Below are 25,202 nucleotides of genomic sequence, written 5' to 3' on the forward strand. Positions count from 1 at the left end.
ATACGAGCTCGCGGGTCCTCCAATGTCTCTGAATGAAGCAACCAAGCCCGCCAAGAAAAACGCGCCCAAAGCCAAACCAGTGACGGAATCGCCACCGCGCGATCAGATCCTGATCGGCCCTGATTTCATACATAAGGGCGAGCCGCACGAGAGGCTTGACCGCTTCTTCGGCGATCTGGCGAGCCGCTTCGACGCAGCACCGGCGGTGATTTCCGGCGGCCGGCCCTGGTCATACCGCGAGCTGAACAGCCGCGCCAACCAGTTCGCGCATCTGCTGATCGAGCGCGGCGTGAGGCCAGGCGACAGGGTGGGCCTTTTGCTGGACCGCTCGGCCGAAACCTATATCGCCATCCTTGCCGTGATGAAGGCCGGGGCGGCCTTCGTCCCTCTAGCCACAGCCTTCCCCGAAGATCGCATGGTGATGATCATCGAGGACGCCAATGTCACGATGGTGATCAGCGTCTCCGGTTATGCCGCGCGCGTGGCGCGCCTGCCGGTTCCGCATATCTCGATCGACTCGGCGGAATCCGAAATCGCTCTCAAGCCAGAAACGGCGCCCCTGCCGGAGGGTAGCCAGGACCAGACCTGCTACATTCTCTACACGTCCGGCACCACGGGCAAGCCGAAAGGCGTGGTCATCACGCATCAGAGCTTCTGCAACTTCATCCGCGTCGCCGCAGCATCCTACGGTTACCAGCCGGGCGACCGCGTGTACCAAGGCATGACCATCGCCTTCGACTTCTCCTCGGAGGAGATCTGGGTGCCCTTTGCCGCCGGTGCCACGGTCGTGCCGGCGCCCGGCCAGCAGCCCCTCGTGGGCGAGGAGCTGGCCAGCTTCCTGCGCGAGCATCACATTACCTGCATGGCCTGCAGTCCGACGCTTTTGTCGTCGATCGAGAGCGACGCGCCCAGCCTGCGCACGATCCTGGTCGGCGGCGAAGCCTGCTCGCAAAAGCTCGTGGTGCGCTGGGCGAAGCCCGGCCGCCAGATCCTGAACACCTATGGCCCGACCGAGGCGACGGTCACTGCCACCATGGGCTTGCTGACGCCGGACGAAGCGGTGACCATCGGCAGGCCGCTGCCCACCTATTCGATAGCCATTCTCGACCCCGAAAAGCCGAAGGTGCTGACCGGGGATCAGCTGGGCGAGGTCTGCATCGGCGGGATGGGCGTGGCGGTAGGCTATCTCAACCGGCCGGAACTCACCGAGCAGCGATTCATCAAGGATTTCATCGGTCTGCCGAACAATCCCAGCGGCCGCATCTACCGGACGGGCGATCTCGGCCGCATCAACGACAAGGGCGAGATCGAATATCACGGCCGCATCGACACGCAGGTGAAAATCCGCGGCTACCGCATCGAGCTGGGCGAGATCGAGGCCGTGCTGCTGGAACAGCCGGGCATCGCGCAGGCGGCGGTCACGACGTGGGAGATCGAGCCCGAGCGCACGGAACTGGTCGCCTATTACGCCCCCAGGAGCGGAGGCGACAGTGTGGATCGCACCATGCTCGTGCGGGAACTCAAGCAGCGGCTGCCCGACTACATGGTTCCGGCCTATCTGGAGCAGCTGCCCGCGATCCCGATGACCGTCTCCAACAAGGTCGACCTGAGAAAGCTGCCAAAGCCGACCAGCGCGCGCGTCGCGGCCGGCCATGCGATGATCGACCCGCGCAACGAGGACGAGAGGTTTCTGGTCGACACGCTGCAGGATGTGCTGAAATTCGAGGACATCTCCATCGAAGACCACTTCTTCGACGACCTCGGCGCGAACTCGTTGTTGATGGCGAGGTTCTGCGCGCGCATCCGCTCCCGCAAGGCCTGGTCGACGACCTCGATGCGCGACGTATACCTGCATCCCACGGTCGCGAAGCTCGCCGAGCACCTGCGCGCGCCGCAGATGGCCGCGGTTGCGGCGAGCGAGCCGATGCTGACGCATCGGGCTTCCAGCTTTGCCTATTGGAGCACGGGCTTTGGGCAGCTCATGTTCTACGCGCTCTACAGCTATGGCTCGCTCTGGGCGATCAATGACGGGCTCAACTGGGTCTATGACGCGTTGGACGACCCGGTGCAGCTCTATCTGCGCTGCGTTCTGTTGTCCGCCAGCGTCTTCTTCGGGCTCAGCGGCTTTGCCATCATCGCCAAATGGCTGCTGGTCGGCCGCTGGAAGGCCGAGACGTTCCCGATCTGGGGCTGGCGTTATTATCGCTTCTGGGTCGTCAAGACGCTGGTCCGCAGCGCGCCGGTGGTGCTGTTCCGCGGCAGCCCGCTATACAGCCTCTATTTGCGCCTGCTCGGCGCTCGGCTCGGCAACCGCACCGTCATCGAGTGCCGCTCCGTTCCGGTCTGCACCGACCTGATCAGCATCGGCGACAACTCGATCCTGCGCAAGGATACCATGATCCTGGGCTTCCGGGCCCAGGCGGGCTACATCCACACCGGCCCGCTCGACATCGGCCACAACGCTTTCGTCGGCGTCGGCTCAACATTGGACATCGACACCCGCATCGGCGACGGCGCCCAGCTGGGCCACGCTTCGTCGCTGCATCGCGGACAGGCGATTCCTGCCGGCGAGCGTTGGCACGGATCGCCGGCAATCCCGACCGAGGCGAACTATTGCACGGTTCCCAACGTGCCGCTGTCGCACGCGCGCCGGATCATCTACGAAGCGATCCAGCTTTTCATCCTCTTCGCCATCGTCACGCCGTTCCCGCTTCTGTTCCACACCTACTGGGAGAATGTCGGCGACGACTATCAGGAGACCATCGGCATCGTGGCGATCGGCACCACGGTGACGGTGGCGGGCTTCGTCATCGGCGGCGTGCTGCTGGCGGCCATCGTGCCGCGGCTGTTCAACCTCATGCTGAAGCCCGGCCGAAACTATTCGCTCTACGGCTTCCACTACTGGCTGCAATCGATGCTGGAGCTGGTAAGCAACGTGCGACTGCTGAACGTGCTGTTCGGCGACAGCTCAGCCATCGTCTACTATTTGCGCGCCATCGGCTGGCGGCTGAACAAGGTGAACCAGACCGGGTCGAATTTCGGCACCAACCAGCGGCATGAAAACCCGCAGCTCAGCGAGATCGGCTCGGAAACCATGGTGTCCGACGGCCTGTTCATGGTCAACATGCAGAAGTCCGCCAATTCCTTCCGCCTCGAGCACACGCGGATCGGCGAGCGCAACTTCTTCGGCAACAACATCATCTATTCGCCGGATTCCCGCACCGGCGACAATTGCCTGCTCGGAACCAAGGTGCATGTACCGGTCGATGGTCCCGTGCGCGAGAATGTCGGGCTGCTTGGGTCGCCGCCCTTTGAAATCCCGCGCATGGTCAATCGCGACAAGGAGCTGCTCGGATTGATCTCCGACGAGGAGCGCCGCCGCCGGCTGCCGCTGAAGAACCTCCACAATCTGGTCACCGCGCTGCTGTTCCTGGCCGCGCAGTGGCTGATCCTGTTCCTGACGCTCGCCATTTGGGACAGGGCGCTCAACTACTACAACGAATGGGAGCAGACGGCGCTGTTCGTGGCGGTGGTGCTGACCACGGCGATCGGCATTCCGTTCTATGTCTTCCTGGAACGCGTCAGCCTCGGTTTTCGCCGGCTGAAGCCCAGGATGGCGACGATCTACGACCCGGTCTTCTGGCGGCACGAACGCCATTGGAAACTGTCCGATTCGCCGATCATGGGCCTGTTCACCGGCACCCCCTTCAGGCCGCTGCTCCTGCGTCTGGTGGGCGTTAAGGTCGGGCGGCGCGTCTATGACGGGGGAAGCATCATCACCGAGCGGTCGCTGGTGGAGATCGGCGACGACGCGACGCTCAACGAGGGCTGCGTCATCCAGGCGCATTCGCTGGAGGAAGGCGCGTTCAAGTCCGACTACATCCGCATCGGCAATGGCTGCACGCTCGCCCCCGCCGCCTTCGTCCACTACGCCGTGGCAATGGGCGAGGGATCCGTGGCGGACCTCGATTGCTTCGTCATGAAGGGCGAAGTGCTGGAGCCCAACACCGTGTGGCGCGGCAACCCGGCGAAGCTCTATGGCGTGGTGACGCCGATCGACGCGAGCGCGATCAAGATCGGGCAGAAACGGTGAAGCGTTCCGCCGACGCGCGGACAGGCGACCGCCCGGTTGTCCTGCGGCCCGTAGGCGAAGATAACCGGGCGGCGATCCAGGCGCTCGAGCTGATGCCCGAGCAGCAAGGCTTCGTCGCTTCGAATGTCGACTCGCTGGAAGAGGCCGGGGAGGATGATGAGGCCATCGCCCGCGCGGTAGTTGCGGCCGGGCGCGTCGTCGGATTCCTGATGTACAGCGCTCCGGACGACGATGACGAGGCGATCATCTACCGTTTCATGATCGACCGCCGCGAACAGGGCAAGGGCCTTGGCCGTGCCGCGGTTGCCCGGGCGCTGGAGGAGATCGCGCAGCTCGGCCACATACGCCGCGTCTCGGTCTGTTATGAACCGGACAACGAGGCGGCGCGCCGGCTCTATGCCGGCTTCGGTTTCGTCGAGGCGGGACTGGACGAGGATGGCGAGATGATTGCCGTGCTCGAATTGGGCAGCAAGTGAGCTCACGGCCGGACGACGCGCAACCGGACATCGAAAGCGCCGTCGAGGAGGCGCTGGCCTACCTCACGCCGCCCGGCCTCGTCACCGGCTGCCGTCTTGTTCGTGCCGGCGACGAACAATACCTCCTGCCGGCGGAAGGCGCTTCCATCGCCACGCGCGAACAGAGGGCGCGCGCCGCCACTGGAGCGGGCCGTCGGGTCGCGCATGAATTGCTGCGGCGCCTGAGCTGTGCGGATCTCGCCGTCTTGCGGGGCCAACTGGGAAACCCGATCTGGCCTGCAGGGATCGTCGGTTCAATCGCGCATGACGATGAACTTGCCATGGCGGTCGCCGCGCGATCCGATGCGGTGAGAAGCGTAGGCGTCGACATCGAACCTGCCCTGCCCTTGCCACACGAGCTCCGAGGCATGGTGGCAACGCCGCAAGATCGCCTGGGCGATCTTGATTCCCGCCTGGGCAGCCGCATTCTGTTTGCGATCAAGGAGGCGGTCTACAAGGCCTCGTTTCCGCTCGACGGCCGGGTGCTGGGCTTTGAGGACATCGCCGTCGATCTCACCTCGAGCGAGGCGGTCACTTCATCCGGCAATCGTTTGACCGTGCGCTTCACCATCTCGCCCAGAATCCTGGCGCTGGCTTACCCGGCATAGGCGCGCCGGGCCCTGCCCCGACATTTCAGGGTGGGCGTTTGAACGACGAATAGCGTCCGAAGATTCGAACTGCGAGCCTCGAATAAGCGGTCTGGCGGAGGGCGCGTCGGACGACGGAGATCAGGCGGGAGCGTAGGCTAACCTGATCACATCCTCGATCCGGTCATGAGCCATCAGGCGGAGCGGCGGTCGGGGTCCGGCGAAATAAGGCTTGCCGTGGCCAAGCACCACCGGGTGCAGGTAGATCCGATACTCGTCGATCAGGCCCAGCTGGGTGAGGCTTCGCGCCAAATCCGGGCCGGCGACCTCGATCTCGCCGTCGCGCTCGGCCTTCAGCTTTCGGATAGCGTCCCCGAGATCGCCCTCGACAAGCCTTGCGTTGGGACCGACGGACTTCATCGAGCGTGAGACGACCCATTTCGGCTGGCGCCGCCACGCCGCTGCGTAGGCAAGTCGCTCGGCATCCCATTCAGGATGCTCGTCGTCCCAGTAGCGCATGATCTCATACATGCGGCGACCGTAGATGCTGCCCGCCTGACGCTCGGCCTCCTCGATGAAGTGGCGGAAAAGCGCGGGGCTCGGCCCGAAGGCCGTGTGATCGACGTAGCCGTCCAGCGACTGGTTCATTCCGAACACGAGCTTGGCCATTGTCTGTTCCTCACACGGCATCACAAATCTAATTGCATTGTGCAATCGGTTCAGATTAGGCCGACTGATTTTATTTTGCAATTGGTTCTGCCGCATACATAAACGCAACACGTTTCGGGCCGGATGATCGCCCGATCCTTTGTTGCGGTTCTCCCAACCGCGCTCCGACGATGCAAAGCCGTTTCAAAACGGCCATTTGAAAACGGTGGGATTCAGCTAAATATCTGAAATTGTTGGCGCGCCGCGGCCGATGAAGATGGGCACTATTGCTTCGCCGTGGCGCTATGATGCGGCCGCCGCCCAAACGATCCGGCCGAATAACCAGCGACGGACTGCGATCTTGCACTACGCCTCATGGCCAGCTGTCTTCCCGATTTCGCGGTCCGCTTACCCTTCAAGTGCGGCCATTTCGATCAATCCGGGGAACGGCGCGATGGGCCATAGCGACGTTTTACGGTCGGCTGGCCGCTTCCGCTCGAGCTCGATGGAAGAGACTTTCTCAGAGCCCGTCGGCATGTCTCAAAGGTGCCAAGCTGTTCTCGAACTCAACTCGGACCGAGCCACCCTCATCGACATGCTAGACTTCTGGCATGTTTCGCGGTCGGACCCAGACTGGTAATATCGGCGTTGCGAAACGGCGGAGGTGCGCGAGATGTCCGACACGCAATTCGATCAGAACGCTTGGCTTGCGCGCATCGGCTATTCCGGGCCCGTCACACCAACGCTTGAGACCTTGAATCGACTTATTTTCGCGCACTCGCATTCAATCGCCTACGAAACGCTGGATATCATGCTCGGGCTTCCGCCCAAGCTCGATGTGCCTTCGCTTCAGCACAAGATGATCGCCAGCAAGCGCGGCGGATACTGCTTTGAACAGAACATGCTGTTCCGGGCCGGACTTTGGTCGCTCGGCTACAGGATCACAAGCCTGCAAGGGCGTGTCGTACGCGGGCTGGCGATCGATGCGCCGCGCCCGGCCATCCACATGCTGTTAAAAGTGGAGTTGCCGGAGGGAATTTATCTTGCGGATGTCGGCTTCGGCAACCTCGCGCCGACCTGCGCGCTCTTGCTTGCGCCGCAGATCGAACAAGAGACGCCGCACGAGGTCATGCGCTTTATCGATGTCGGCGGCGAGCTGACGCTCCAGGCGCTGCTCAACCGTGGCTGGCAGCACATTTACCGGGTCATTCCTTACCCGCGCTATGATGGCGAATACGAGATCACCAACTGGTACACCGCGACCCACCCGGACGCGCCATACCAGGGCAACATCATCGTGGCGAAGCCGGGACCGAACAGGAGTCGGATCACCATGTACAATGCGCGTGTCACGGTCCGCGACGCGGAGGGGCACGCGGAGAAGCGCTGGCTCGCAACCGAGATCGAATTCAGGGACGTGCTGCGTGGCGAATTCGGGCTGAACATGTCCGATCAGCAGATCGATGAGTGCGTGGCGGTTATGAAGGCGAAAGGGACGGGAGACGCTCCGCATCCGTTTTTTGCTTAGACTCCCCTCAGGCCCAAGGGCCTTCCACGCCTTGATCCAATCATGCAGGAGCTTGCGCGATATCCCGAGCTTGCGTGCCACAGGCAGAACGCCTTCGCCGCCTTCCGCACGCTTGATCGCCTTCAATTGTACGCCGTCGGAAACGTCCGGATCGCCATTCCGTCATCGGTCATCCTCAGGGACAACCTGTCACAGAAGTTAGCGTGTCTCACGCACGGGTGCAGTCCAGTGCACTTAACTCGACAACCTGACTGGTTAATCGAAGCGCCGGCCGATTTTGGCGCCAATAGCGTATTGCGAAGTGGCGCGCCCGAAGAGATTCGAACTCCTGACCCCCAGATTCGTAGTCTGGTGCTCTATCCAGCTGAGCTACGGGCGCGCAACAGGCCGTGCATGACACAGGCCCCGCGATCCGGTCGAGAAGGCCGGCCGCGATGTGGAGTGTTCCCTAACGACTGAATTTGCGAAAAGCAAGCCGATCCGGCAAAAGTTTTGTCGCAGGTGGTTTTGCCGATGCCGATCGAGGCGCGCCGCTACCGACAAGCGGCTCCGCAGGCGGTGGTGGGCTCAAGCCGGGCGGCGCAAACCATTGCGCGCCTGGTCGAGCCGCACCGGCTGGTCGGGAATGGTGACGGCGAAGACGGTGCGGCCGCCGATCGATTCGACCAGCTCGACCGTGCCGCCATGAGCGCGGATCAGCTCGTGCGCGATCGCCAGGCCAAGCCCGGTGCCGCCGGTGCGCGCCGAGCCGCGGAAGGCGGCGAACAGGTTCTCGCGCGCCTTGGGCGGCAGGCCGGGACCGGTGTCGGTGACGGTGATGCGGCTGACGCTGCCCTGGCGCTCGGCCGCGACGGCCAGCCGGCGCACCACCGCGCTTTCGGTGTCGGCTGCCATCGCCTGCACGGAGTTGCGGCAGAGATTGGTGAGCACCCGGAACAGCTGGTCGGAATCGGCATCGACCTCGAAGGCATGCTCGATGGCGTTGATGAACTCGATGCCGTCCTCGATGTCGAGCAGGCCGTGCACGTCGTCGACCAGCTGGCGCAGCCGCACGCGGCGGCGCGACGGCGCCGGCTCCTGCGTGCGGCCATAGTGAAGCACACCTTCGGAATAGGAGACGGCGCGGTCGAGGGCGCGCAGAAGCTTCGGCGCGAAGGCCTGCACCGTCGGGTCCTTCACCTGGCGCAGGCGATCCGACATCAGCTGCGCGGACGCCAGGATGTTGCGCATGTCGTGGTTTATCTTGGAGACGGCCAGGCCGAGATCCGCGAGATGCTTCTGCTCCGACAGCATCTTCTGCAGCCGGTCCTGCATCTGCGACAGCTCGCGTTCGGCGACCCCGATCTCGTCGGCGCGGTCGGCGGGGCGGATGACGCGGCCGGGATCGTCGGGCGCCTCGGAGAAGGCCAGGATCGAACGCGTCATGGTGCGGATCGGCCCGATCATGATCAGGTCGATCGCCGCATAGACCAGCATGGCGGTGAACAGCGAGATGAGCAGCGAGACGACGGCGACGTTGCGCGAGTATCTCAGCATAGCGTCGCGCAAACGGTAGTCCGGCATGATCAGCTCGAATTCCTTGTCGCTGTCGCCGACCGGGCCGAAGACGCGCAGCATGCGCTTGCCGCCGAAGAACAGCGTGTCGAGCGCGCCGGTCATGCCGTTGATCAGGCCGACATTGGCGATATCGATGTGCGCGTCGACCTGTGGCGGCATGTCGGCGACCACCAGAAGCCGCGAGACACCGCCGTCACGCACGGCGATCGCCTTGGCGCCGATCGCCATCAGCACATCGTTCTGGGCGTTGTGCGACAGCGAGTTGGGCTCGCCCTGCAACAGCACGATCGACACCGCGGCGGCTGTGCTCAGGCGCTCCTTCAGCCAGTTGACCCGGTAGCTGGCGATCCAGGGCAGGAAGATCAGGATTTCAGCCAGCAGCACGAAGGCGATGGTGAGTAAAAGCAGCTTGGTCGACAGACCGCGCGACAACGGCACCCGGCGCGACGAATTCGCCGCCGCCGGCTGTGCCTTTTCGTTCGTGGGCAGAGTTTCACTCGTCATTGACGCGCATTCACAAAGGCTTGATCGGCCAAGACTATGCGATTTGCGGCTTTTTTGCCAATTTCATCGTCGGCTCCGCGAAAAATGCCTCGCGGCGGGGCGGATTGACTTCCAAAGACCTTCTTTCTATAAGCCCGCTCACGCTCGGGCCATTCGTCCCGGCGCGGTTTCGATCGCGCCTAGGCCGGCCCGGCAAAGCTCCTGTTGCACAGTGACAGAATCAAGAAGGGCCGCACCCCGCGGTATTAAAACAAATGAAGCGTACCTACCAACCGTCCAAGCTCGTCCGTAAGCGCCGGCATGGTTTCCGTGCCCGCATGGCCACCAAGGGTGGCCGTGGCGTCGTTGCCGCCCGTCGCAACCGCGGCCGCAAGCGGCTCAGCGCCTGAACGAAAGACGAGATCGTTGCCCGCACCCGGCAAGCCACAGGGGAAAACTCCCGGGCGGCTTCTGAAACGCGCGGATTTCTTGGCTGTGCGCGGCGGCGAGAAACGCCGCGGGCGGCTTTTTCTCGTTGAAGTTCTCGACCGCGGCGATGACCTTGCGCCGCGCGTCGGCTACACAGTCACCAAGAAGGTCGGCAACGCCGTGGTGCGCAACCGCGTCCGGCGGCGGCTGAGGGAAGCCGTGCGCGTTCATGCCGCCGATGACATGGCGCCCGGCAATGACTATGTCATCGTCGGGCGTGAAGACGTGCTTGCCATTCCGTTCGGCCAGTTGAAGGCCGAGCTCTCCCGCCGGCTGCGCGGAACACGATAGGCCAAGGGCTTCGATGGAAAACAACCGCAATTTCTTCATCACCATCGCGCTGTCGGTGCTGATCCTGACGCTCTGGCAGGTGTTCTACATGAACCCGCGCATGGAACAGCAGCGCGAGCAGGCACGCGTCGAGCAACAGCGCGTCGAGGCGCAGAAGAAGGAAGCGCAGGGCACCAATCCAGGCGCGGCCGGAACGCCGGCCCCGACCGCCGGCGCCATCCCCAGCGCGCCCGGCAGCGACAGCGTGACCGCGGCCAGCCGCGACCAGGCGATTGCCGCCACCAAGCGCGTCAAGATCGACACGCCCAGCCTCGAGGGCTCGATCAACCTGACCGGCACGCGCCTCGACGACCTGAGGCTCAAGCACTACACCGAGACGGTCGACAAGAACTCGCCCGAGATCGAGCTGCTCAACCCGTCGTCGCTGCCCAATGGCTATTTCGCCGAGATCGGCTTCGTCGGCAACGACACCACCGGCACTGTGCCCGGCGCGGATACGGTGTGGAGCGTCGACGGCAATCCGACGCTGACGCCCTCGACGCCGGTGACGCTGACCTTCACCAACGACAAGGGCCTGACGTTCAAGCGCACCATCTCGATCGATAACGAATACATGTTCACCGTTTCCGACACGGTGCAGAATTCCGGAACGGCCGCCGTCTCGCTGTACAATTACGGGCGCGTCACCCGTTTCGACAAGCCGGCCGTCGCCAGCACCTATGTGCTGCATGAGGGCCTGATCGGCGTGACCGGCAGCGAGGGGCTGCAGGAATACAAATACGCCAAGATCGAGAAGGACAAGGAATACACGCCCAGCAAGTCGACCAATGGCTGGCTCGGCATCACCGACAAATACTGGGCCGTGACGCTCATCCCAACGGAGAAGCAGCCCTTCCAGCCGAAATTTTCCTATTTCGAGTTCAAGGACGGGCCGCACAGCCACAGCTACCAGTCCGACTACCTGTCCGACGCAATCAGCATCGCGCCCGGCCAGTCGACGACGGTCGAATCCGAAATCTTCGCCGGCGCCAAGGAAGTCTCGACCATCAACGCCTATGCCAAGGACCGGCAGATCCGCCAGTTCGACCTTTTGATCGACTGGGGCTGGTTCTATTTCATCACCAAGCCGATGTTCTGGCTCATCGACACGCTCTACAAATTCTTCGGCAATTTCGGGCTGGCGATCCTCGCCACCACCGTCGTCGTCAAGGCCATCTTCTTCCCGCTCGCCAACAAGTCCTATGCCTCGATGGCGAACATGAAGAAGGTGCAGCCGAAGATGGTCGAGATCCGCGAGAAATACGCGGACGACAAGATGAAGCAGCAGCAGGCGATGATGGAGCTCTACAAGACCGAGAAGATCAATCCGCTGGCCGGCTGCTGGCCGGTGGCGCTGCAGATCCCGGTCTTCTTCTCGCTCTACAAGGTGCTCTACATCACCATCGAGATGCGGCACGCGCCGTTCTTCGGCTGGATCCACGACCTCGCGGCGCCGGATCCGACCTCGATCTTCAACCTGTTCGGCCTGTTGCCGTTCGCGGCGCCGGCCTTCCTGCCGCATATGGGCGCCTGGGCGGTGGTCATGGGCATCACCATGTTCCTGCAGATGCGCATGAACCCGGCACCGCCGGACCCGACGCAGGCGGCGATCTTCACCTGGATGCCGGTGATCTTCACCTTCATGATGGGCAGCTTCCCGGCCGGCCTCGTGATCTACTGGGCCTGGAACAACACGCTGTCGATTCTGCAGCAGGGCGTGATCATGAAGCGCCAGGGCGCCAAGATCGAATTGTGGGACAATCTGGCATCGATTTTCCGCAAGAAACCATCGCCGGCGGAATAGACGGCTCCTGAACTGCTAAGACGAAAAAACCCTGGCATCGTTTTGTCCGGGGTTTTTTGTTGATCAGGCCCAGCGATCAGCCGTCAACCTTCGAGATTGGCCGGGGCCATGTTCCCGGCCGTCATTCCAGGGCGGAGCAAACAGCGAAAAAAAAGCCCGGCGCGAAGCCGGGCTTTCGATAGGGTGTAGCGCCGGTTAACCTCAGCTCACCTGGACCTTGCCAGCCGCAGCCTGGTCCTCGGCGATGCGCTGCTGGAACATCTGCGCGAAATCGATCGGATCGAGCATCAGCGGCGGGAAGCCGCCATTGCGGGTGGCGTCGGCGACGATCTGGCGGGCGAAGGGGAACAGAAGCCGCGGGCATTCGATGAACAGCAGCGGCAGCATGTGCTCCTGCGGAAAGCCGCTGATGGCGAAGACGCCGCCATAGACCAGCTCGACGTTGAACAGCACTTCCTGGTCGAAGGAGGCCTTGGCGTTCAGCGTCAAATTGACGTCGAACTGCTTGTCCGAGAGCGGGTTGGCGTTGACATTGACATTGATTGCGATGCCCGGAGCCTTGTCGCGGCCGCGCAGCGAATTCGGGGCGCCGGGGCTTTCGAAGGATAGGTCCTTCACATATTGCGCAAGCACATTGAGCGAGGGCTGGTTTTGGGTGCCGTTGCCGTTGGCGGCGCCGGTCGCGGCGTCATCGTTGCTGGCCATGAGCCTTTAAGTCCTTTTGCCTGGGCAGCATTGCTGACCGGATTGAAATCGCGGGTTCGCTACCATGCTCGGCCGGACAAAACAAGTTTTGCCGCCCTCATCGGCAGAAGGAACAGGACAGCGCGAACGGCGGGGATTGGCAGGAGCCTCCCAACCTCGTCATTCCAGGGCGGAGCAGCCGCGAAGCGGCGTCGCGGAGACCCTGGAATCCATTCCGTGACCTGAGCCGTGCAATGCGGCGGAGCAGAATTTTGCACCGCGGCAACGCTCGGAAGTCACAGGATCCTGTGGGCTGCGCGGTACGCTCGCTTCCCGCTCCGCCCGAGGGCGAACCGGTAGACGTTTTGGCCGCTTAATCGTTCTTCAGCCGCCGCCAGGGCGAATTGTGGTCCGGCCGGTCCGGATAATCGTCGCGCGAATAGTCGCTGTCGTCGAGGTCGATGACATTGTTGCGGCGGCGCGCCGAAAAGCCGCGGCTGAAGCTGGTCGCCATGACGATGCGGTTCTTCAGCAGGCGCCAGGCGAAGTCGCGCACCGGCGGCAACAAGAGAAGAATGGCGAAGAAATCGGTGATGAAGCCCGGAATGATCAAAAGGATCGCCGCCAGCACGATCATCGCCCCATGCGCGAGCTGGCGGCTGGGATCGCGCCCGGCATCCATCTCCGCCCGCACCCGCGCCATGACGCCAAAACCCTGAAGCCTCAGCAGCAGGCTGCCCGCGACGCTGGAAAGGATGACCAGCCCGACCGTAGCCAAAGCCCCGATCTCGCGGCCGACGACGACGAAGCCGGCGATCTCCAGAAGCGGCAGCAGGAGCAGGAACAGCGGGATGAACGAGATGCGCAAGTCTTGACCGATCGCTTTCTTCTTTTGCGGCGCTGACGGACAATCGCCGCTGGCCTTGGCGCCTTTAGATAGGTATGGCTGCCTTTGATTTGAATGATTGCGCCTGCCGTTCTATATGCTTTGGGTGTTGAACGCTATGCGACCGCGGTCCCCAGGGGTTACGCCGGTCCGGCACGGACAGGGATCGAGTTGGCGGAAAATATGGGTTTCTTCGACTTCGGCACGATTTTCTTTCTGATTGCGGCGGTTGTGATCTTTTTCCAGCTGCGCAACGTGCTTGGACGTCGCACCGGAAACGAGCGCCCGCCCTTCGATCCTTATTCGGCGAGCCGCACGCGCGAGGCCGACGCGGCGCAAAAGCCTGAAAATGTGGTGTCGCTGCCGCGCAAGCGCGCGCCGGGCGAAACCGCGCCCGAGATCTATGCCGATATCGACGCCTTCGCCAAGCCGGATACCGACCTCAACAGGGGCCTGCGCGCGATCAAGGACAATGACCCGTCCTTCGATCCCAAGACCTTCGTCGACGGCGCCAAGATGGCCTATGAGATGATCGTCATGGCCTATGCCGACGGCGACCGTAAGACGCTGAAGAACCTTTTGTCGCGCGAAGTCTATGACGGTTTCGTCGCCGCGATCGGCGACCGCGAGGCCAAATCGGAGAAGATCCAGTCCTCCTTCGTCGGCATCGACAAGGCCGACATCGTCGCCGCCGAAATGAAGGGCTCGGAAGCGCATATCACGCTGCGCGTCGTCTCCGAGCTGATCTCGGCAACCCGCGACAAGGCCGGCGCCGTCATCGACGGCGACCCTGAAACGGTGGCCGAGGTCAAGGATGTCTGGACCTTCGCCCGCGACACCCGCTCGCGCGACCCGAATTGGAAGCTCGTCGCCACCGAAGAAGAAGATTGAGATCAAGCGGCGGGGCCCAGTCGTGCCGCTCTCTTCCGCACTCGGCATAAAATCCTTCAGCGATCTTCCGGGCTGGGGCGAAGATGACCATGCTGCGGCCTTCGCCGCGTTTCGCCGCTCGGCCTTCCACGCGCCGATAAAATCCTACCGCACCGGATCGCTCGGCGTCGATTTCAATGCTTTTGCCGATGCGTATGCCGAGGCGCGTGCCGTTTCGGCGCCGAGCAGGTCCGAGGCGCGATCCTTTTTCGAACGGCATTTCGTGCCGATGCTGGTGCGGCCCGAAAACGGCTCGGGTCTCGTCACCGGCTTCTACGAGCCCGAGGTCGAAGCCTCGCCGGTCAGGACCGGGCGGTTCACCGTGCCGCTGCTGTCGCGCCCCGCCGACCTGATCGAAATCGACGACGGCAACCGGCCGACCGGCATGGATGCCTATCTGGCCTTCGCCCGCCGGACCGATGGTGTTCCGGTCGAATATTTCGATCGTGGCGAAATCGAGCGCGGCGCGCTCTCCGGCCGGAACCTCGAGATCGCCTGGCTCGCCGAGAAGGTCGACGCCTTCTTCATCCACGTGCAGGGCGCGGCGCGTCTGAAGATGACCGACGGCAAGCTCTGCCGCGTCACTTACGCCGCGAAATCGGGCCAGCGCTTCACCGGCCCCGGCAAGGTCTTGAGCGATCTCGGCGAGATCCCGCTGGAAAAGGTAACGATGCAATCGATCCGAGCCTGGTTCAAGGCACATCCCGACCGGGTCGACGAGATCCTGTGGCGGAACCGCTCCTACATTTTCTTCCGCGAAGCCGCGGTCGACGACGCGGCGCTTGGGCCCATCGCCGCCGCCAAGGTGCCGCTGACGCCGGGTCGCTCGGTCGCGGTCGACCGCCTGCTGCACACATTCGGCACGCCCTTCTATATCGACGCGCCGACGCTCACCGCCTTTGACGAAAAACCGTTCCGGCGGCTGATGATCGCGCAGGACACCGGCTCGGCCATCACCGGTCCGGCGCGCGGCGACCTCTTCGCCGGCTCGGGCGACGCTGCCGGCGAGATCGCCGGCGTGGTCCGCAACGCGGCCGATTTCTATGCGCTGGTGCCGCGTGCGCTTCTGCATGGAGCGACCCGGTGAGCCGCCGCGACGATCATCTCAGCGACGACGACCGCATCCTGTGGAACCTGGTGGCGCGCTCTGCCCGGCCGCTGAAGGGCAAAACGGCCGTCGAGATCCCCGACATCGTCGAGCCCAAGCCTGAGACGCCCCGGCCTGCCGCCAATGGCGTAGCGGCCGTGGCCGCCAAGCCGAAGGCGCCGCATGTGGCGCATTCGCTCGACGACCAGACGCTGCACAAGCTGAAAAAAGGCCGGCTGCCGATCGAAGGCCGCGTCGACCTGCACGGCATGACGCAGGACGAGGCCTATTCGCTGCTGCTCACCTTCCTCAACCGCGCGCATGCCGGCGGCATCCGCTACGTGCTGATCATCACCGGCAAGGGGTCGTCCTCGGGCGGCGACGGCATACTGCGCCGCGCCGTGCCGGCCTGGCTGTCGACGCCCGCCTTCCGGCACCTCGTCTCCAGCCACGACCATGCCGCCCGCAATCATGGCGGCTCGGGCGCGCTCTATGTGCGGCTGCGGCGGATACGGTCATGAGGATTCGCCAATGAGCCAGCCGACATGACCCCGTTCGGCGAGAAGCTCAGGACGCTGCGCGCCGAGCGCGGCGTCAGCCAGAAGGCGATGGCCGAGGCCATCGGCGTCAGCGCCGCCTATCTTTCGGCGCTCGAGCACGGCCGCCGCGGCGCGCCGACCTGGACACTGATCCAGAAGATCATCGGCTATTTCAACATCATCTGGGACGACGCCGAGGATCTTGCCCGCCTCGCCGAGAGCTCGCATCCGAGGGTCAGGATCGACACATCCGGCCTGTCCCCGGCGGCAACCGAGCTGGCCAACCTTTTGGCCGAGAGTATCGAGAAGTTGGATGAGGCGGAGCTGCGCCGCCTCAGCGCATCGATCCGTGCGGCTCTTGATCGGCGTTAATAATTCAGGCGTCTGGCGCCAGCGGATCGCCATGTCCGCTGGCGCTTGATTCGACTCTGTCTGAAGTCTTGAGATCAGAGCTTGCCGGTGCCGTTGGCGCTGCCGCCATTGGTGCTGCCCCGGCCCTCCTTGCCTTGATGGCCCTGATGATCGCGGCCATGTCCGCCGCCAAGGCAGTTCGCGGAGCTGACGCTGCAGCAACGGCCGCTCCACAGATCGTTGAGATTGGTCTTGGCACAGCTTTTGGTGGTCTCGTCCGCCAGGGCCGATCCGGTCAAGGCCGACACCGCGATGGCGGCAAGCAAGGTGTTTCGCAGGAAAGCAGTCATTGAAATTCTCCATGGTTGGGTTTGTCGTCCACGGCTATGTGTCGCCGGCCGGACGCAAAAGGTTCATGGAGTTGCGTGAAAATATTCGGCAAGGCTATCGGCCGGGCTTTTGTTGTCATCGCCCGTTGCGATGTGCGGGTACGACTGCTCGGTCGTCATTCCAGGGCGGAGCAAGGAGCGGAGCGACGCGCGCAGACCCTGGAATCCATGCCGTTACGCCAAGGCGTTCCAACGGTTACAGAATTCTGCACCGTTGCACTCTGCAGCAAGAGTCACGGCATGGATACTCGGGTCAAGCCCGAGTATGACGACGTCACGTTGGTTTCGGCCAATCTCCAAGGTTGGCACCAGAAGCGCCCCGCTCAACCCACCGCCAGCCACAGAGCCTTTTCGCCGGCCGTCGAAACCAGCCTGGCATGCGCCGCTCGGTGCACCCACAGCGGAGGGGTAGAGCGCCTCGCGAAGAAAGCAGGGTGTTCGAGGCCTACTGCACCGAGCCCACAAGCACAGGCTGGCCGTCGCGGATCGAGACCCAGCGCCCGGTGTTGTCGATCGCCTGCCGCTTGAGGAAGCGGTAGCCGGTCGCGTCCCAGGCTTTGACCTTGTCGGTCAGGTTGTCGAGCACATAGTCGCCCTTGTCGGTGCGCACCGTCAGCACCGAATGGCCTTCGCCATCCGGCTTGCGCACGACGGTGATCAAAAGGTCGGCCAGTGACATGCCCAGGCGGTAGAGCTGGCGGCGCTTTTCCAGCACATAGTCCTCGCAGTCGCCATAGCCGTCGTCCGGATAGGCCCAGACTTCGTCCTTGCCGTAGTGATCGAGATCGCTCAGCGGCTTGACGGCGGCGTTGACCTTGGCGCTGACGCTGACCAGCCTGCGCCACAGCCCGTCCGTCATGATGGCCGGCCCGAGATTGACCGGGCGGATGTTGCATTCGCTCGGACGCGATTTGCAGAAATCATAGTGGCCGATCGGTTGCGACGTCAGGCCGCCCGTGGCCATTGCGCCCGCCGCCCAGGCCGGCACCGCCCAATGCGCAGAGATCGCCAGTCCTGCGGCTGCGCACAAGCGCAGAATCCGCGTCATCGCTGAGGAAGTCATTGCCCCCGCCCTGTTCTTTATTAACGAAACGTTAAGGGCGATTTACAGTCCGTGTCAATTGGAGACGACGGTCAGTTTGGCGGCATGGTTACCTGCGCGATCCCGTAGCGGCACTTTCGCAACAGAAGCGCGGGTGCAACACCGCTGGCCGCCAGGTGGCGGCTAGGCTGATGATGTGCTCCGGAGTTCAGCTTTTGGCGGAACGAACCAGTTTTGGCTTCGCGGTCACGCGGTGCTGGCGGCCATAGCTGGAAATGAAATCGACGATGCGCGGCACGATCTCTGCGCGGAAGCGCGAGCCGTTGAAGACGCCGTAATGGCCGACGGCCGGCTGCATGTAGTGCGCATGCCTTTCGGCCGGGATGTTGACGCACAAATCATGTGCGGCCTGGGTCTGGCCGAGGCCGGAAATGTCGTCGTTCTCGCCCTCGATGGTCAGCAGCGCAACGTTGCGGATCGCCTTCGGATCGACCGGCTCGCCGCGATGCGTCATCTCGCCCTTCGGCAGAGCGTGGCGCACGAACACGGTGTCGACCGTCTGCAGGTAGAATTCCGCCGTCAAGTCCATCACCGCCAGATATTCGTCGTAGAAGTCGCGGTGCTTTTCGGCGCTGTCGCCGTCATGCTTCACAAGGTGCATGAAGAAGTCCTTGTGCGCGATGATGTGGCGGTCGAGGTTCATGCTCATGAAGCCCGAGAGCTGCAGGAAGCCGGGATAGACCGGGCGCCCGAAGCCTGGCACCGGCCACGGCGCCGGCATGATGACATTATCGCGGAACCAGTCGATGCCCTTTTCCTTGGCCAGAAGATTGACCGCGGTCGGGTTGCGGCGCGTGTCGACCGGTCCGCCCATCAGCGTCATGGTGGAGGGCACGAAGGGATCGCCGCGCTTTTCCATCAGCGCCACCGCCGCCAGCACCGGCACGGATGGCTGGCATACGGCCATCACATGCGTGTCGGGGCCGAGCGCGTGGAACATCTCGATGATGTAGTCGACATAGTCGTCGAGATCGAAGCTTCCTAGCGCCGCCGGCACCATGCGGGCATCGACCCAGTCGGTGATGTGCACGTCGGCATGAGGCAGCATCGCCTCGACCGTGCCGCGCAGCAGCGTCGCGTAATGGCCCGACATCGGCGCCACGATCAAAAGCTTCGGATCGGGCTTGCGGCCGGCGGGCAGCGCGCGCTCGAAGCGGATCAGGTCGCAGAAGGGCTTCGACCAGACCGTCTTTTCGGTGACGTCGACGCTTTTCCAGTCGACCACGGCCTTGTCCAGGCCGAACTGCGGCTTGCCGTAGCGACGGGTGGTTCGCTCGAAGAGCTCCGCGGTCGCCGCGACCGAGCGGCCGAAGGGGGTGTGGGAAACCGGATTGAGCGGGTTGGAGTAGAAGAGCCGCACCGCGTCGGCATAGAAGCGGGCCGGCTGCAGCGCCGCATGGTTCATTTCGTAGAGCTGGTAGAACATCGCGAACCCCGCTGCCGTCCGACGACCAAAAGGACGACGAACTGCGCCGAGCCTTGAATGTCTCCTGGCGAGGTTAGCAAGATATTGTTGCGATGCAATACGTCATTTTGTCTGACGAATGCATCTTTCGTTCAACCTGTTGAAAACCGGACCTAAGCGGGCGAGCCGGCTCAATGTGCGCTGCCGAAATGTGAAGGATATGTGTCCGGCCCCTCATGCCGGACACGACCAATGCATCGCCCTGAAGTGGGCAGCGCTTTGGATGACGACATGCATCAAAAAAAGGCGGCTCAGACGCGCGCCATACAGACGGCGGTATGGCCCGAACCGATGAAGCCCAGCTGGCCGGCGGCGCCGCGGGAGAGATCGAGCATGCGTCCCTTCACGAACGGACCGCGATCGTTGATGCGCACGACGACGCTGCGGCCGTTGTTCTTGTTGGTGACCCGAAGCTTGGTGCCGAAGGGCAAGGAGCGATGGGCTGCAGTCAGTGCCGAGGGGTTCATGCGTTCCCCTGAGGCGGTTCTGGAATGCAGCGCATACCAGGAAGCGCGGCCGCACTGCGCGGCGGCGGAGGAGGCGGATGAGGCGCCGGCCATCAGGCCAGCCGCGATCGTTACCGCGACAAGCGCAGTCTGGTTAGTTTTCTTCATGCTTTGGGGATGGCTCCGTTACAGATATGCCCCGCCGATATGTGCCGAATGAGGCGGGAAATGCGGCATTGATCTGGCAGTTCCATGGCGACAGCACACGTTTGGAGTCGCCGCGAAACAGTTTGTCATGATATTCACAGCCCCGTTAAGGCGTATTCTCACTGAATATCGGGCCTGCATACGGGACATTCGGGGCAAGATCGGCCCACAAGATTTGAAGTACTGAGGGACGGAACTGCTTCGGTTCCTCGACGTCTTTTGTTGCGTACCCATTGCCGTTCAGGATCGACTTCCGGAGAGGGTCCAGCCGATGCGATTGATCAGGTATGTGCTGGCGCTGATTGTGCTGGGGCTGGGTGCGCTGTGGTCGCTGCAAGGCCTCGGTCTCGTCAAGGGCAGTTTCATGACCGGGCAGACGCAATGGCTCTATGTCGGCCTCGTCACCATGCTGGTCGGCGTGGTCGGCCTGCGCTGGGCGACCCGCTCGCGCATATGACCTTGCCGGTCGGGGCGCAGACGGCTGGCGAAAAAGTCTGCGACCCTATCATTGCCACCTGCCAGGCCCAGTAGAAGCTCTCGTCCCGCGGTGGCAGGCGGTCGCTTTCGCGGAAAGCAGCATCCTTGCGCATTGGCTGAGCATCTCTTCTGGTCATTCTGAGGTCTACGCTCTGCTTCGCGGCGCTCCCTGGAATGACGAAGGAGTGTAAGGCGCCGGGTGCCGATCGAACGAAAAATCCGCCTGTCATCCCTTCTCGGCAAATCCATGCTTCAAAGGGCGTGGCATTGGGACCGCGATTTCGTGCTTGGCACGGTTAGTATAGTAATCTTATCAACATTGGGAGTGAGAGAACGATGCGCAACCTTCAAAAAACCGTTCCGGCGATCGTTCGTGGCTTGCGGCTGAGGCCGTCCGCGGCGCTCGCCCAGCGCTGATCGCTCAGGTCACGTTTCGGCGCGCAACCATGGTTGGACGCGGCAACTCCATCATCATTGTCGGCGGCGGCGCAAGCGGCGTCGTGCTGGCCGCGCACCTGTTGAAGTCGCCCAATCCGGACCTGCGCGTCACGCTGATCGAGAAGCGGTCGCATTTCGGCCAGGGCATGGCCTATTCGACGCTGCTTTCGGCGCATGTGCTCAACGTCAACGCCTCCGGCATGAGCGCTTACGCCGACGACCCGACGCATTTCGCGCGCTGGGTGCTGGAACGCGGCCTCGCGAGGCCGGACCAGGGACCGTTCTACGCGCCGCGCAGCCTCTATGCCCGTTATCTGCAGGGTGTGCTCGAGGGCCTCGAGGAGCGCGAGCGCGAGACCGGGCGTCTCAGGCTGATCCGCGAGGAGAGCCTGTCGATCGCGCCGACCTCGTCGGGTGTCGAAGTCGCGCTCGCCAACGGCACCAGCGTCGTGGCGCACCTTGCCGTCCTGGCCACCGGTCATGACGAGCAGCCCGGCGCCTTCCAGGGTCACGCCGTCCGGATGGGGACGGAGGCCGACACCGCGCTCGATGCCGAAGCCCGGGTGCTGCTGCTCGGCACCGGCCTGAGCATGGTCGACGCTTTCCTGTCGCTGGAGCAGCGCGGCCATCGCGGCGCTATCGTCGCGGTGTCGCGGCGCGGCCTGCTGCCGTCGCCGCACCGCAAGGGCAATCCGATCAAGCTCGATATCGCCGATATTCCGCTCGGCACCCAGCTTTCCTATTTCGTCGGCTGGTTCCGCAACCTGATCCGCGAGACCCAGAAAGCCGGCGGCGACTGGCGCGACGTCGTCGACGGTCTCAGACCCTTCAACCAGACGATCTGGCAGAATTGGCCGTCCTCGGCCAAGCGCCGCTTCGTCGAGCACACCAAGGCCTGGTGGGACATCCACCGCCACCGCATGGCGCCGGAAGTCTATGCGCGCGTCACCGAGGCGGTCGCCTCAGGCCGCATCCGTCTCGTCGCCGGCAGGGTGGTGGCCATAGAACCGAACGGCGGCTTCGTCGTGAAGATCCAGCCGCGCGGCACGCAGGACGTCGAGACCCTGGACGTCGCCCGGCTCTACGATTGCATGGGCATCGCCCGCGACATATCGCGGACGTCGAACGGTGTCGTGCGTTCGCTGGTCGAGCGCGGCCTGGCGCGTCCCGATCCGCTGCGCCTCGGCCTCGATGTCACGGCGAAATGCGAGCTGATCGCGGCCGACGGCACGGTGTCGTCGAAGCTGCTCGCCGTCGGACCGCTGACGCGCGGCACCTTCTTCGAGATCGACGCCATTCCCGACATCCGCGTGCAATGCGCGAAGCTGGGCAAGCAGCTGCTCGGATAAGGCTCTAGATCAGGATGGCGTTTCGTTGAATCGCCATCCTGATCTGACTCTTTGTTGGAGCATGATCTTCTCCGAAAACCGGTTCCCACTTTTCGGGATCATGCTCTAGCCGCCAAGCGCCTCACAGACGACGCGGGCGGTTTCGGCGCCGGAAAAATTCTGCTGCCCGGTGATGAGGTTGCCGTCGCGTACGGCAAAGCCGCGCCACAGCCCTGCCTGGATATAATTGGCGCCGATCGCCTTGAGCTCGTCCTCGACCCGCCACGGCATCAAATGCTTGCCGCGTTCGAGTGCCCCCATCGCCCAGGTGGCGTTGTCGGCAAAATCCTCCTCGACATTGGCAAAGCCGGTTACCGTCTTGCCCGCCGCAAGCAGCGATCCGTCGGCGCGCCTGGCATAGCGCAGGATGGCCGTGCCGTGGCAGAGCGCGGCGGCCACCTTGCCGGCTTCGTGGAAGGCGACGAAGGTCTGCTGGAGACCGGTCGCGCCTTCATAGGTGAACATCGGCGACTGGCCGCCGGCGACGACGATGGCGTCGAAGCCAGCGACATCGATCTCAGCCACCGGTCGTGTGTCGTCGACCAGCGCCTGGAGCTTCGGGTTCGAAATGAAACCGAGCGAGATGAGATCGGTCTCCGAATAGCCCGACGGATCGCGCGGGTCGCTCAGCGCATCGGCTTCGCACCTGCCGCCGTCGGGCGAAAAGATCTCGACCTCGTAGCCGCGCTCGGTGAAAGCGAACCAGGGATGGGTGAGCTCGCTCCACCAGAAGCCGACCGGCCATCCCGTTGTGGTGGAGACGGCCGGATTGGCGATCACGATCGCCACCCGCTTCGGCTTTCGTGCATTGACCGGATTGGGATCCCGAACACTCATTTTGCTCTCCCTTTTATGAAGTCGTCGCCGACAAAGCCAGGCACGGCAATCTGGCCATATGGCGGGGTAAATTCCGCTTTTGCCGCGCGTGGCCCTTGCCTAGGATCGGCGCATGACACGACGCGGTAGACTCTATGGCTGCCCGGTCGAGTTCGCGCTCGACGCGCTCGGCGGCAAATGGAAGACGGTGATAATCGCGCGGATCAAGCAAGGACCGCTGCGCTATTCCGAACTGCGCCGGCTGATCCCTTCGCTTTCCGACAAGATGCTGACGCAGCGCCTGGCCGACCTTGTCGAGATCGGCTTCGTCACGCTCGAAACCTCGCCGGATGGCAAGGCGCGCTACGCGCTGACCGAGCGCGGCCGCGACCTCGCCGCGGCGCTGCAGGCACTCTACGACTGGGGCATCCGGCACGGCCGCGCCGAGGGCGTGCGTTTCCGCACCGATATCGAAGCCGCGGCCTAGAGCAATTCCAGGAAAATGCGTAGCGGTTGGGCTCGGCGACTTCGCCGTAGCCTTCCGTCCGCAATTGCATAAGAACAAAGCCTCTGGCCTGAGATCAAGCGGCATCGGCAAGCGCGCCGCAAAAGCCCGCGACATCGGTGACGATGGCTTCGCCAAGAAAGCGCAGCGTCGCCATCGAGCGGTCGCGCGCTTCGCTATTGCCGAAGCCGCAGGCGTCCTCGATCACCACGGCGACGAAACCGTTGTCGGTCGCCTGGCGCGCGGTCGGCTCGATGCCGATCTCCATGGCGATGCCGGCGAGCGCCACCGCACGGACGCCGCAGTCACGCAGTGCAAAGCCGAGCGAGGTGGAATCGAAGGCCGACAGGGTCAGCTTGTCGAACACCGCCTCGTCCGCGCGCGGGGCGAGTTCCGGCACAATCCGCGTCGCTTCGGCGTCGCGCGGGAACCATGGCTGGACAGCGTCGGGGCTGTCGCACCGCTGCCAGGCCATCGCGGTGCGCAGCTGCGTGGCGCCCATCCATTTTTGCGGCAGCGACAAATGGCGCGTGAATGCCACTCGCATGCCGTGCGAGCGCGCCGCTTCCAATGCCGTTCCGGTGCGTTCGACGATCGCCGCCGCGCCTTTGACCTGGCGGCAGATGCCGACCTGCATGTCGTAGACGACCAGCGCCATGCGGCGCGGATCGCACCATTCGGCCAGGCGCTGCGGAATCTCGATGCCTTCGCCAGAGCAGATCATGCCGCCGTCCGATCCCAGGGTTTGGCGATGTCGACGGTCGAGTCGAACAGGAATTCCAGCGGCAGCGGCGCGTCGAAAGCGATGAAATGCCATTCCAGCAGCCCGGCCTTGGAGAGCGGGAAATCATCGGTATAGCGCATGGCCTGCTCGACGCTGTCGAGCTCGAAGACGATGATGACGCCGCCGACATCGGCGCGCGCATAGTTCTCGCGCACGATGCCTTGCTTCCACAGCCGCCATACATTCGAGACCTCGTCGCGCAGATAAGGCCTGAGATCGTCGAGCGTGACGCCGGGCTTGAAATTGTCATAGGCAAGAATCTTCATCGGCCGCTCCTTGGCACGCGCTGTTCGTCCCGCGCTTCGTTCGGCTAGCATGATGGAAAAGGCATCGGCAACGAACGACATGGTGCGTTGAAAGGGTCTCCTGACTGGCCTCTGTGCCGACGGCGGGACGGTGCGGTGTCTAACTTGCTGAAGTACGGAGGGACAGCACCCCCCTCTGGCCTGCCGGCCATCTCCCCCGCAAGGGGGGAGATTGGCAGCTTCGTCGTCGGCTCTTCTCCTGCAACGTTGGCGATTGGCGAAAGCGATAGCGACATCCAATCTCCCCCCTTGCGGGCCTGTTGCGCAGTTAGCGAGAACAGGCTCGCAGAGGGGTTTTGGCCGCGAAGTCTGTTGTGCTTGGTGGGCGATTTGGCCTTGGGGTTGAGTTTGATGGTGGCGGTGCGGCCC

Annotated in this window: 25 protein-coding genes and 1 tRNA gene; 14 read left to right on the forward strand and 12 right to left on the reverse strand. The window is 63.5% G+C overall.

Annotated features, from left to right (window positions below; translation table 11 throughout):
* The first annotated feature begins 79 nt into the window (after positions 1–79).
* From LB552_RS27515 to LB552_RS27525, 3 genes are read left to right on the forward strand one after another with little or no spacing between them, the layout of a single operon-like run.
* Entirely contained in the window at positions 80–4,093 is a 4,014-nt protein-coding gene (locus tag LB552_RS27515; protein ID WP_224611269.1) for a Pls/PosA family non-ribosomal peptide synthetase, read from the forward strand.
* On the forward strand, positions 4,090–4,569 hold the full coding sequence (locus tag LB552_RS27520) for a GNAT family N-acetyltransferase (protein WP_224611270.1): 480 nt from the start codon (positions 4,090–4,092) through the stop codon (positions 4,567–4,569). The genes LB552_RS27515 and LB552_RS27520 overlap by 4 nt, the downstream gene beginning before the upstream one ends.
* Positions 4,566–5,216 carry a 4'-phosphopantetheinyl transferase gene (locus LB552_RS27525; protein ID WP_224611271.1) on the forward strand — a complete coding sequence of 217 codons (651 nt, stop codon included), beginning with the start codon at positions 4,566–4,568 and terminating at the stop codon, positions 5,214–5,216. The genes LB552_RS27520 and LB552_RS27525 overlap by 4 nt, the downstream gene beginning before the upstream one ends.
* Positions 5,217–5,336: 120 nt before the next feature.
* Here LB552_RS27525 and LB552_RS27530 read toward each other — a convergent pair whose 3' ends face one another.
* Entirely contained in the window at positions 5,337–5,864 is a 528-nt protein-coding gene (locus LB552_RS27530) for a dihydrofolate reductase family protein (RefSeq protein ID WP_224611272.1), read from the reverse strand.
* 652 nt (positions 5,865–6,516) lie between these two features.
* Here LB552_RS27530 and LB552_RS27535 point away from each other — a divergent pair.
* Complete coding sequence (locus LB552_RS27535; RefSeq protein ID WP_224611273.1) at positions 6,517–7,371, forward strand: arylamine N-acetyltransferase family protein; 855 nt, start codon at positions 6,517–6,519, stop codon at positions 7,369–7,371.
* Positions 7,372–7,673: 302 nt separating this feature from the next.
* Here the strand turns inward: LB552_RS27535 and LB552_RS27545 are convergent.
* Both LB552_RS27545 and LB552_RS27550 read right to left on the reverse strand, forming a co-directional pair.
* A tRNA-Arg gene (locus tag LB552_RS27545) sits at positions 7,674–7,750 on the reverse strand.
* A 188-nt stretch (positions 7,751–7,938) separates the two neighbouring features.
* A complete protein-coding gene (locus LB552_RS27550) occupies positions 7,939–9,432 on the reverse strand; it encodes a sensor histidine kinase (RefSeq protein WP_224611275.1) in 1,494 nt (497 codons plus the stop codon).
* 254 nt (positions 9,433–9,686) lie between these two features.
* Here LB552_RS27550 and rpmH point away from each other — a divergent pair, with 254 nt between their 5' ends.
* From rpmH to yidC, 3 genes are read left to right on the forward strand one after another with little or no spacing between them, the layout of a single operon-like run.
* Positions 9,687–9,821, forward strand: a complete 135-nt coding sequence (rpmH, locus tag LB552_RS27555) for a 50S ribosomal protein L34 (protein ID WP_008833937.1) — start codon at positions 9,687–9,689, stop codon at positions 9,819–9,821.
* Positions 9,822–9,837: 16 nt separating this feature from the next.
* Positions 9,838–10,191: a ribonuclease P protein component gene (rnpA, locus tag LB552_RS27560; protein ID WP_095767954.1), complete on the forward strand. Its 354-nt coding sequence runs from the start codon at positions 9,838–9,840 to the stop codon at positions 10,189–10,191.
* A gap of 13 nt (positions 10,192–10,204) precedes the next feature.
* Positions 10,205–12,034: a membrane protein insertase YidC gene (yidC, locus tag LB552_RS27565; RefSeq protein WP_224611277.1), complete on the forward strand. Its 1,830-nt coding sequence runs from the start codon at positions 10,205–10,207 to the stop codon at positions 12,032–12,034.
* Positions 12,035–12,235: 201 nt separating this feature from the next.
* On the opposite strand, the gene secB is transcribed toward yidC, so the two are convergent.
* Both secB and LB552_RS27575 read right to left on the reverse strand, forming a co-directional pair.
* Positions 12,236–12,739 carry a protein-export chaperone SecB gene (gene secB, locus LB552_RS27570; RefSeq protein ID WP_095767956.1) on the reverse strand — a complete coding sequence of 168 codons (504 nt, stop codon included), beginning with the start codon at positions 12,737–12,739 and terminating at the stop codon, positions 12,236–12,238.
* Between the two features lie 352 nt (positions 12,740–13,091).
* Positions 13,092–13,586, reverse strand: coding sequence for an FxsA family protein (locus tag LB552_RS27575; protein WP_140847526.1), 495 nt, complete (start codon positions 13,584–13,586; stop codon positions 13,092–13,094).
* A 201-nt stretch (positions 13,587–13,787) separates the two neighbouring features.
* Between LB552_RS27575 and LB552_RS27580 the strand changes: the two genes are divergently transcribed.
* The 4 genes from LB552_RS27580 to LB552_RS27595 are packed head-to-tail and all read left to right on the forward strand — an operon-like array spanning position 13,788 to position 16,532.
* The gene (locus tag LB552_RS27580) at positions 13,788–14,495 is read left to right on the forward strand and encodes a Tim44/TimA family putative adaptor protein (protein ID WP_140847523.1); all 708 of its coding nucleotides are present in this window, start codon (positions 13,788–13,790) and stop codon (positions 14,493–14,495) included.
* A 22-nt stretch (positions 14,496–14,517) separates the two neighbouring features.
* Positions 14,518–15,621 carry a murein transglycosylase A gene (locus tag LB552_RS27585; RefSeq protein WP_224611279.1) on the forward strand — a complete coding sequence of 368 codons (1,104 nt, stop codon included), beginning with the start codon at positions 14,518–14,520 and terminating at the stop codon, positions 15,619–15,621.
* Entirely contained in the window at positions 15,618–16,142 is a 525-nt protein-coding gene (locus tag LB552_RS27590; RefSeq protein WP_140847517.1) for a Smr/MutS family protein, read from the forward strand. Before LB552_RS27585 ends, LB552_RS27590 begins: the two co-directional genes overlap by 4 nt.
* Before the next feature lie 24 nt (positions 16,143–16,166).
* On the forward strand, positions 16,167–16,532 hold the full coding sequence (locus LB552_RS27595; RefSeq protein WP_224611282.1) for a helix-turn-helix domain-containing protein: 366 nt from the start codon (positions 16,167–16,169) through the stop codon (positions 16,530–16,532).
* Positions 16,533–16,606: 74 nt separating this feature from the next.
* Here the strand turns inward: LB552_RS27595 and LB552_RS27600 are convergent, their stop codons facing one another.
* The 4 genes from LB552_RS27600 to LB552_RS27615 form a co-directional block, all read right to left on the reverse strand.
* Positions 16,607–16,861 carry a hypothetical protein gene (locus LB552_RS27600; RefSeq protein WP_224611284.1) on the reverse strand — a complete coding sequence of 85 codons (255 nt, stop codon included), beginning with the start codon at positions 16,859–16,861 and terminating at the stop codon, positions 16,607–16,609.
* A gap of 484 nt (positions 16,862–17,345) precedes the next feature.
* On the reverse strand, positions 17,346–17,963 hold the full coding sequence (locus LB552_RS27605; protein ID WP_224611286.1) for a transglutaminase-like cysteine peptidase: 618 nt from the start codon (positions 17,961–17,963) through the stop codon (positions 17,346–17,348).
* A gap of 187 nt (positions 17,964–18,150) precedes the next feature.
* On the reverse strand, positions 18,151–19,428 hold the full coding sequence (locus LB552_RS27610; protein WP_224611288.1) for a polyhydroxyalkanoate depolymerase: 1,278 nt from the start codon (positions 19,426–19,428) through the stop codon (positions 18,151–18,153).
* Positions 19,429–19,718: 290 nt separating this feature from the next.
* Positions 19,719–20,081, reverse strand: a complete 363-nt coding sequence (locus LB552_RS27615; protein ID WP_095767965.1) for a septal ring lytic transglycosylase RlpA family protein — start codon at positions 20,079–20,081, stop codon at positions 19,719–19,721.
* Positions 20,082–20,391: 310 nt separating this feature from the next.
* On the opposite strand from LB552_RS27615, the gene LB552_RS27620 reads away from it, so the two are divergent.
* Positions 20,392–20,577 (forward strand): hypothetical protein, encoded by a 186-nt coding sequence (locus LB552_RS27620; RefSeq protein WP_224611290.1) that lies wholly within the window; start codon positions 20,392–20,394, stop codon positions 20,575–20,577.
* 466 nt (positions 20,578–21,043) lie between these two features.
* Entirely contained in the window at positions 21,044–22,384 is a 1,341-nt protein-coding gene (locus LB552_RS27625) for an FAD/NAD(P)-binding protein (RefSeq protein ID WP_224611292.1), read from the forward strand.
* Positions 22,385–22,489: 105 nt separating this feature from the next.
* Here LB552_RS27625 and LB552_RS27630 read toward each other — a convergent pair whose 3' ends face one another.
* A complete protein-coding gene (locus LB552_RS27630) occupies positions 22,490–23,260 on the reverse strand; it encodes a type 1 glutamine amidotransferase domain-containing protein (protein WP_224611294.1) in 771 nt (256 codons plus the stop codon).
* 112 nt (positions 23,261–23,372) lie between these two features.
* On the opposite strand from LB552_RS27630, the gene LB552_RS27635 reads away from it, so the two are divergent.
* On the forward strand, positions 23,373–23,726 hold the full coding sequence (locus tag LB552_RS27635; RefSeq protein ID WP_224611296.1) for a winged helix-turn-helix transcriptional regulator: 354 nt from the start codon (positions 23,373–23,375) through the stop codon (positions 23,724–23,726).
* A 94-nt stretch (positions 23,727–23,820) separates the two neighbouring features.
* On the opposite strand, the gene LB552_RS27640 is transcribed toward LB552_RS27635, so the two are convergent.
* Both LB552_RS27640 and LB552_RS27645 read right to left on the reverse strand, forming a co-directional pair.
* Positions 23,821–24,468 carry a cysteine hydrolase gene (locus LB552_RS27640; protein WP_224611298.1) on the reverse strand — a complete coding sequence of 216 codons (648 nt, stop codon included), beginning with the start codon at positions 24,466–24,468 and terminating at the stop codon, positions 23,821–23,823.
* Positions 24,465–24,794 (reverse strand): hypothetical protein, encoded by a 330-nt coding sequence (locus tag LB552_RS27645; RefSeq protein ID WP_224611300.1) that lies wholly within the window; start codon positions 24,792–24,794, stop codon positions 24,465–24,467. Before LB552_RS27645 ends, LB552_RS27640 begins: the two co-directional genes overlap by 4 nt.
* Between the last annotated feature and the right edge of the window lie 408 nt (positions 24,795–25,202).

The organism is Mesorhizobium sp. CA7, from assembly GCF_020165015.1.
GTDB lineage: Bacteria > Pseudomonadota > Alphaproteobacteria > Rhizobiales > Rhizobiaceae > Mesorhizobium.

Bases quoted from the DNA above. Each gene is read 5' to 3' on its own strand.
- LB552_RS27530 (WP_224611272.1), bottom strand. From the start codon at position 5,864: ATGGCCAAGCTCGTGTTCGGAATGAACCAGTCGCTGGACGGCTACGTC.
- LB552_RS27535 (WP_224611273.1), top strand. From the start codon at position 6,517: ATGTCCGACACGCAATTCGATCAGAACGCTTGGCTTGCGCGCATCGGC.
- LB552_RS27550 (WP_224611275.1), bottom strand. From the start codon at position 9,432: ATGACGAGTGAAACTCTGCCCACGAACGAAAAGGCACAGCCGGCGGCG.
- rpmH (WP_008833937.1), top strand. From the start codon at position 9,687: ATGAAGCGTACCTACCAACCGTCCAAGCTCGTCCGTAAGCGCCGGCAT.
- yidC (WP_224611277.1), top strand. From the start codon at position 10,205: ATGGAAAACAACCGCAATTTCTTCATCACCATCGCGCTGTCGGTGCTG.
- secB (WP_095767956.1), bottom strand. From the start codon at position 12,739: ATGGCCAGCAACGATGACGCCGCGACCGGCGCCGCCAACGGCAACGGC.
- LB552_RS27580 (WP_140847523.1), top strand. From the start codon at position 13,788: ATGGGTTTCTTCGACTTCGGCACGATTTTCTTTCTGATTGCGGCGGTT.
- LB552_RS27595 (WP_224611282.1), top strand. From the start codon at position 16,167: ATGACCCCGTTCGGCGAGAAGCTCAGGACGCTGCGCGCCGAGCGCGGC.
- LB552_RS27600 (WP_224611284.1), bottom strand. From the start codon at position 16,861: ATGACTGCTTTCCTGCGAAACACCTTGCTTGCCGCCATCGCGGTGTCG.
- LB552_RS27605 (WP_224611286.1), bottom strand. From the start codon at position 17,963: ATGACTTCCTCAGCGATGACGCGGATTCTGCGCTTGTGCGCAGCCGCA.
- LB552_RS27610 (WP_224611288.1), bottom strand. From the start codon at position 19,428: ATGTTCTACCAGCTCTACGAAATGAACCATGCGGCGCTGCAGCCGGCC.
- LB552_RS27615 (WP_095767965.1), bottom strand. From the start codon at position 20,081: ATGAAGAAAACTAACCAGACTGCGCTTGTCGCGGTAACGATCGCGGCT.
- LB552_RS27620 (WP_224611290.1), top strand. From the start codon at position 20,392: ATGCGATTGATCAGGTATGTGCTGGCGCTGATTGTGCTGGGGCTGGGT.
- LB552_RS27625 (WP_224611292.1), top strand. From the start codon at position 21,044: ATGGTTGGACGCGGCAACTCCATCATCATTGTCGGCGGCGGCGCAAGC.
- LB552_RS27630 (WP_224611294.1), bottom strand. From the start codon at position 23,260: ATGAGTGTTCGGGATCCCAATCCGGTCAATGCACGAAAGCCGAAGCGG.
- LB552_RS27635 (WP_224611296.1), top strand. From the start codon at position 23,373: ATGACACGACGCGGTAGACTCTATGGCTGCCCGGTCGAGTTCGCGCTC.
- LB552_RS27640 (WP_224611298.1), bottom strand. From the start codon at position 24,468: ATGATCTGCTCTGGCGAAGGCATCGAGATTCCGCAGCGCCTGGCCGAA.
- LB552_RS27645 (WP_224611300.1), bottom strand. From the start codon at position 24,794: ATGAAGATTCTTGCCTATGACAATTTCAAGCCCGGCGTCACGCTCGAC.